Raw genomic sequence first — 229 nt, forward strand, 5'->3', positions numbered from 1 at the left:
GGGCCAACCGGCTGGCGCACCATCTGATCGCACTCGGAGTCAGGCCGGACCAGCCGGTGGGGATCTGCGTGGAGCGCAGCGCGGCGATGGTGGTGGGGCTCTTGGCGATCCTGAAGGCGGGGGGCGCATATGTGCCGCTGGATGCGGCGTATCCGGGCGCGCGGCTGCGGCAGATTCTGGGGGAGGCGGCGCCGCGGCTGGTGCTGGCCGATGCGGCGGGGCGTGCGGC

Annotated in this window: 1 protein-coding gene; it reads left to right on the forward strand. The window is 74.2% G+C overall.

From position 1 onward, the window contains the following. On the forward strand, nucleotides 1-229 hold a 229-nt coding region (locus AB3X89_RS40885), incomplete at both ends, for an AMP-binding protein (protein WP_368588133.1).

The organism is Paraburkholderia sp. BR14320, from assembly GCF_040948665.1.
Taxonomy (GTDB): Bacteria; Pseudomonadota; Gammaproteobacteria; order Burkholderiales; family Burkholderiaceae; genus Paraburkholderia; species Paraburkholderia youngii.